The organism is Rhodoplanes sp., assembly GCF_013377085.1.
Taxonomy (GTDB): domain Bacteria; phylum Pseudomonadota; class Alphaproteobacteria; order Rhizobiales; family Xanthobacteraceae; genus Rhodoplanes.
Window position 1 is genome coordinate 1 of record NZ_JACAAX010000086.1, and the last position, 5,589, is coordinate 5,589.

8 protein-coding genes are annotated in these 5,589 nt (G+C 67.6%); 7 read left to right on the forward strand and 1 reads right to left on the reverse strand.

Annotation, left to right across the window (positions count from 1 at the left end; translation table 11 throughout):
- Nucleotides 1–297: 297 nt before the first annotated feature.
- From HXX10_RS28855 to HXX10_RS28870, 4 genes are all read left to right on the forward strand, one after another.
- Nucleotides 298–555: a hypothetical protein gene (locus tag HXX10_RS28855; protein ID WP_296526947.1), complete on the forward strand. Its 258-nt coding sequence runs from the start codon at nt 298–300 to the stop codon at nt 553–555.
- Nucleotides 552–1,208: a nucleotidyl transferase AbiEii/AbiGii toxin family protein gene (locus HXX10_RS28860; protein ID WP_296526949.1), complete on the forward strand. Its 657-nt coding sequence runs from the start codon at nt 552–554 to the stop codon at nt 1,206–1,208. The genes HXX10_RS28855 and HXX10_RS28860 overlap by 4 nt, the downstream gene beginning before the upstream one ends.
- Nucleotides 1,209–1,336: 128 nt before the next feature.
- Nucleotides 1,337–2,014 carry a Crp/Fnr family transcriptional regulator gene (locus HXX10_RS28865; protein WP_296526952.1) on the forward strand — a complete coding sequence of 226 codons (678 nt, stop codon included), beginning with the start codon at nt 1,337–1,339 and terminating at the stop codon, nt 2,012–2,014.
- 195 nt (nt 2,015–2,209) lie between these two features.
- Nucleotides 2,210–2,401 carry a DUF2892 domain-containing protein gene (locus HXX10_RS28870; protein ID WP_296526961.1) on the forward strand — a complete coding sequence of 64 codons (192 nt, stop codon included), beginning with the start codon at nt 2,210–2,212 and terminating at the stop codon, nt 2,399–2,401.
- A 136-nt stretch (nt 2,402–2,537) separates the two neighbouring features.
- Here HXX10_RS28870 and HXX10_RS28875 read toward each other — a convergent pair whose 3' ends face one another.
- Complete coding sequence (locus HXX10_RS28875; RefSeq protein WP_296526964.1) at nt 2,538–2,921, reverse strand: NifB/NifX family molybdenum-iron cluster-binding protein; 384 nt, start codon at nt 2,919–2,921, stop codon at nt 2,538–2,540.
- A gap of 253 nt (nt 2,922–3,174) precedes the next feature.
- On the opposite strand from HXX10_RS28875, the gene HXX10_RS28880 reads away from it, so the two are divergent.
- The 3 genes from HXX10_RS28880 to HXX10_RS28890 all read left to right on the forward strand — a co-directional run.
- On the forward strand, nt 3,175–4,092 hold the full coding sequence (locus HXX10_RS28880) for a sulfurtransferase (protein WP_296526954.1): 918 nt from the start codon (nt 3,175–3,177) through the stop codon (nt 4,090–4,092).
- 122 nt (nt 4,093–4,214) lie between these two features.
- On the forward strand, nt 4,215–5,102 hold the full coding sequence (locus HXX10_RS28885) for a LysR family transcriptional regulator (RefSeq protein ID WP_296526957.1): 888 nt from the start codon (nt 4,215–4,217) through the stop codon (nt 5,100–5,102).
- 99 nt (nt 5,103–5,201) lie between these two features.
- On the forward strand, nt 5,202–5,589 hold a 388-nt coding region (locus tag HXX10_RS28890), incomplete at its 3' end, for a YbfB/YjiJ family MFS transporter (RefSeq protein WP_296526959.1).

Sequence of the window (5,589 nt, forward strand, 5' to 3'; positions counted from 1 at the left end):
GCGGTCCACATCGCCGCGACCGTCTGCTACTGGTTATGAGTCCGGACCCTAGGGCGCGACGGCAATGCATTGAGTTTGTTTGGGTTTTCCTTGTTGCCGCGGCGCCGATCTTGACTCCGGCAAAATTAAGCATTACAAATCAATACATTAGCGGTCCAATGGGACCTCTTTGAACTCAAGGTGGTTCAGAGCTTGTTCACGCCACGGTCGTATGCCGTTGACTTGGCCCCGCGCCGGGCCATCTTTAGGAATGGGGACAGCGGCACGCGCGCATTTGAGACAACAAAGGGAATAGGCATGTTTCCCGCGTCTGTTCTGATGACCGTAAATGCGCCGTACAGCAAGAAGCTGGACGCGCAGGCGCTCGCCTATTGTCTGACGCATCCGGCGGCCGCCAAGACTGCGCCGGGACAGATGTCGGCGTTTTTCGGTGAGGTCGCGCCGGACTTGCAGAAGGCCTTTGCCAGCGCCTTTCACATCAGCGAGGCAGAACTGGTCATCGCCGCAAAGACGTTTGCCGAATTTTCCGGCGAATCCTATCCGCTCGCCGCGTGAGCGCGGGTGGACCAGACTGGGCGCGTCTGTTCCGCATCGCTTGCTCGCTGATACGCCAAGTCAATTCCCAACAGGTCATCGTCGATTCATGGTCGTTCGGCGGCGGCACCGCCATGATGCTGCAGATTGGTCACCGTGAGAGCCACGACGTCGATATCTTCCTGCCCGATGCACAATTTCTGTCCTTCCTCGATCCCAAGCTGCACGACTTCGAATTCGAGATCATGCCGTCCGATTACGGCGGCGATGGCGCCGGATTCCTGAAGCTGGCTTTCGAGGAAATCGGTGAGATTGATTTCATCGTCGCGCACGCCCTGACAGATACGCCAACGACGAAGCGGATGATCGAGGGCGAGAGCGTCGATGTCGAGACAATTGCCGAACTTATTGCCAAGAAGATTCATTACCGCGGCGCGAGCATCAAGCCGCGCGACATCTTTGACATCGCAGCGGCAGCGCAGCACGATCGGGATGCCCTCGTTGGCGCCCTGAGAGGCCACAAGGATGACGTTGCCAAGACGCTCAGTGCCATCGAACGATTGAATCCGGACTTCGTCAACGCGACGATAGCGGAGCTGATGATCAAGGATCGGTTCAAGCCGATCGCTCAGACGGCATTTGAGGACGCAAAGGCCATCCTAAAATCTGTCTGATCGCACCCCCCGGGCCAAGAAGCCAGTGTCTATGGCGTCGGCGCCGTCAGTCCGTTTTGGGGGTGACAGGTCTGTCGGCAAGTGCGTTGAAGGCGCGAGATCGCACCATGGAGCCGAGCAAAAGCAGCATGAGCCGTCGCGACGACACTTGGCTGTCCCTGTTCCCGCCGCTCGCCGGGTTGCCGGACGACGAGCGCGCGGTGCTATGCGGCAACGCCGCGCCCGTCGCCCTGCCGGCCGGCGCGACTGTGTTCGAGCCGCACCAGGCCTGCGGCGCCTTCCTTTTCGTGCGGACCGGCAGCGTGCGGGTCTACCAGCTCGACCGCGACGGCAACGAGATCGTCCTCTACCGGCTCGGCCCCGGCAGCATCTGCATCCTCACCACACTGGCGCTGCTCGCCGCCGACCGTTACGGCGCCTTCGCGGTGACCGAGACGCAGGTCGACGCCGTGGCGCTGCCGGACCGTAGCTTCGATGCCCTGCTCGGCGCCTCGCCGCGGTTCCGCAGCTTCGTGTTCCTGGCCCATGCCGAGCGGATGGCCGACCTGATGCGGGTCATCCAGAACGTCACGTTCGAGTCGATCGAATCCCGCCTCGCCGCCCGACTGCTGGCGCTCGCGGCCGACCGCCATGCCTTGTCGATCACCCACCAGCAGCTCGCCGCCGAGATCGGCAGCGCCCGGGAGGTGGTCAGCCGCCATTTGAAGACCTTCGAGCGGCGCGGCTGGGTCTCGCTCGCCCGCAATCGCATCGAGGTGCGCGACGCCGTCTCGCTGCGCGGTGCCGCTGGGCCGCCCGATCCCTGAAGCTTGACCGGCCGTCGCCGAATTCCCAAGACGTGCGCCCGTCCGAGGACTACAATAACATCATTCGAGCGACACCGCCCCGGTGGCTTCGTCGGTCATCCGCCACGGTGACTTCGTCACAGACGAGACGCACACAGGCGCCTACGTCTTCGTTTCATCATCAGAGTATTTCAAAACGAGGAACTCGATATGAACCTGACCAAGAACATGGGAATGGTGGATCGCGCGATCCGCGCCGTGGTCGGCTTGGCCCTGATCTACTGGGCCATCAAGGGCGGCCCGGTGTGGGCCTGGATCGGCGTGGTGCCGCTGTTGACCGCGGCCATCGGCTCCTGCCCGGCCTATTCGCTGATCGGCGTCAACACCTGCCCGATCGCCAAGAAGTGAAGTGACGACAACCTGACGCCGCGCTCACGACACGCGAACGCAAGGCCAAGCGAACGCAAGGCCGAGTCTGATCGCCGGGCGGGTCCTTCCCCTGTCCGGCGATTTTCGTTTCGAGATGGGTGCGGGCGCGGTCGGCTCACCCGCAGGTGCAGCCGCAGCCTCCGCCGCCGGCACCATGATCGTGATCGTGCGCGCCGGCTGGCGCCAGCGTGCCCGCCATATAGCGGGCGACTGCGGTGACCGGATCCGTCTCGGCCGTGGTGACGGCGGCGACGCCGCGTTCGGCGAGCCGGCGCACGAAACCGGCGCCGGCACTGCCGGCGATCACGGCCCGCATGCCGAACAGCGGGTGCGGGCCGTCGCAACGGAACTCGTGGATCGACAGATCCGGTGACAGGTCGAGCCGCTCGACCTCGCGCGGCGCCGCCCCGTCGGCCACATCGAACACCAGGAACCGGCACGCCTTGCCGGCATGGCCCGTCACGTTGCGAAAGTCGTCGCTGGCGACCGCGATCCGCATCGTCATCTCACGCCTCTCCGATCCGAATGGTTTGCGGTCGTCAATAAACCCTTCGGAGACGTAAGCCACGCCGAAATCGTCGATTGCCGAAGCGCATGTTATATGATTACACGAATATGTTCCGTCAATCGCAACGCAACAAGAAATGACCCACCGCGCCGGGCGGCTCGCCGCTGATCTGCGTCAAGGACACCGGGCGGCGATGTGACGATCGTGCGGCCCGCTCCCGGAACCCCTACCCGAAGGGCTCGTCGTGCACGCCATTCTCCGGTCCGCCACCCTCTTCGTCTCGCTCGTTCTCGCCGGCCCGCTCTTCGCCGGCACCATCCTGGACGCCGCCGGGGTCGCCGAGGCGATCGGCCGCGGCGCCGTCGTGTGGGACGCGCGCGACGTGGCCGCGTACCGGCAGGGGCATCTGCCGGGCGCCGTCACGGTGGCAGAGGCGGACCGCGTGCTGCGCCTGCCGGGCCCGCAGGAGTTCGCCGAGCTCGTCCGTGTCGAGAAGAGCCTCGGCGAGGCCGGCATCGACCTCGACCGCGAGATCGTCGTCTACGCCAATCGCGGCAGCCCTCTCGCCTATGCGGCGCTGGCGGCGGCGCAATATTTCGGCGCCCGCAATGCCACCGTGTTCCACGACGGCATCGAAGGCTGGCACGACTCCGGCCGCGCCATCGAGACCGGCGACGGACGGCGCACCCCGGTCACGGTCCGCATCACGCCCGACCCGCGCATGACCATCACGACCGACGAGGTGCTGGCCCGGCTGAACACGGCCGACGTGCAGATCGTCGACGCCCGCACGCCGGACGAGTATGCCGGCCGCGATGTCCGCGGGCCGCGCGGCGGCCACATCCCGGGCGCCGTGAACATCCCCTACGAGACCAACTGGGTCGACTCCGAGGCCAACCTCAAGCTGGCCCGCCGGCAGGTGAACGACACGCGCGGCATGACCCTGAGGTCCGAGGCCGAGCTGCGCCGTCTCTATGCCGGGCTCGATCCCGCCAAGGAAACCATCGTCTACTGCCAGACCGGTGGCCGCGCCTCCGAGACATTTGGAGTCCTCAAAGAGCTCGGCTTCTCCAAGGTGCGCCTCTACAAGCCGTCCTGGGCCGGCTGGGCCGGCCGCGCCGACGCGCCGGTCGCCGGACCCGCGCCGGCGCCGCGCCCGTGAGTCGCGGCTGATCCCCGCCATCCTGCGGGGTGACGTCTCCGCCGCACACGTCTAGAGTGAGATCGGGAGCGCGCCGCTGGAGCGTCAGCACGGGCACTCGCCGGCGTCGCGGAGAATGCGGGATGGACCCTGCGGACCTCGAAGTGTTCGCGGCCGTGGCACGGCACGGCAGCATGCGGGCCGCCGCCGAGGCGCTCAACACCGTGCAGTCCAACGTGACGGCCCGGATCCGGGTGCTCGAAGACGAGATCGGCGCGGCGCTGTTCGAGCGCCACAGCCGCGGTGTCGTCCTCACCGCCGCCGGCCGGCGGCTGCTGCCCTATGTGGGCCGGGTGACGAGCCTGCTGCGCGATGCCGCTGCGGCGGCGCGCGACGACGGCACGCCGAAGGGGCCGCTGCTGCTCGGCGCGCTGGAGACGACGCTGGCGCTGCGGCTGTCGCCGCTGCTGTCGAGCTACGCGCGAGCCTTCCCCGAGGTCGACCTGACGCTGCGGACCGGCACCACGGCCGAGCTTATCGACAAGGTGCTGGGCCGCGAGGTCGAGGGCGCCTTCGTGTGCGGCCCGGTCGATCATCCCGACCTCGTCGAGGAGGTGGTGTTCCGCGAGGAGCTGGCGATCCTCACGGCCCCCGACGTGACCCGGCTCGACGCGGCGCTGGCGCGCAGCGGCCTGAAGATCGTCGTGCTGCGGATGGGCTGCTCCTACCGCCAGCGGCTCGAAGGCCTGCTGGCGCGACGCGGCATCGTCGGCCTGCGTATCCTGGAGTTCGGCACGCTCGAGGCGATCTTCGGCTGCGTCTCGGCCGGGCTCGGCCTCACGCTGCTGCCCCGCGCCCTGCTCGGCCCGGTATGGCCGGCGGCGCGCGTCCATGTCCATGCTTTGGCGCCGGCCGAAGCGAGCGTCGAGACCGCCTTCGTCCGACGCCGCGACGGCCACGTCTCCAGCGCGCTCGCCGCGTTCCTGGATCACGTCCGCGCCCGGACCACGCGCGCGATCGCGGCCGAGTGAACGTCCGGTTCGATCACGGATATAGATCGCCGCGATCACAACAAACCGTTTCTCCTCGCCGCGGCGGCTCCCTAAAGTCCCGGTCCGGCCGGAGACCGCATGGACCAGACCCGCACCGACCAGACCCGTACCGACACGAGCCCGCGCGAACGACCCGCCATCCTGGCGGCGCTCGCCGCCTTGTTCGTCGGCGTCGGGCTCGCCCGCTTCGCCTACACGCCGCTGTTGCCGGCCGTGGTGGCGGCCGGCTGGTTCGGCCCCGACCAGGCCGCCTATCTGGGCGCCGCGAATCTCGGCGGCTACCTGCTCGGCGCGATCGGCGGTCGCCGGCTGGCGCACCGCACCGCGACGGCCGCGCCCGTGCTGATGCTGATCACGGCCGCGACGTTCCTGGCCTGCGCCGTGCCGCTGCCGTTCGCCTGGTTCGTTTTCTGGCGATTCGTCTCCGGCCTGACCGGCGGCGCCCTGATGGTGATCGCGGCGCCGG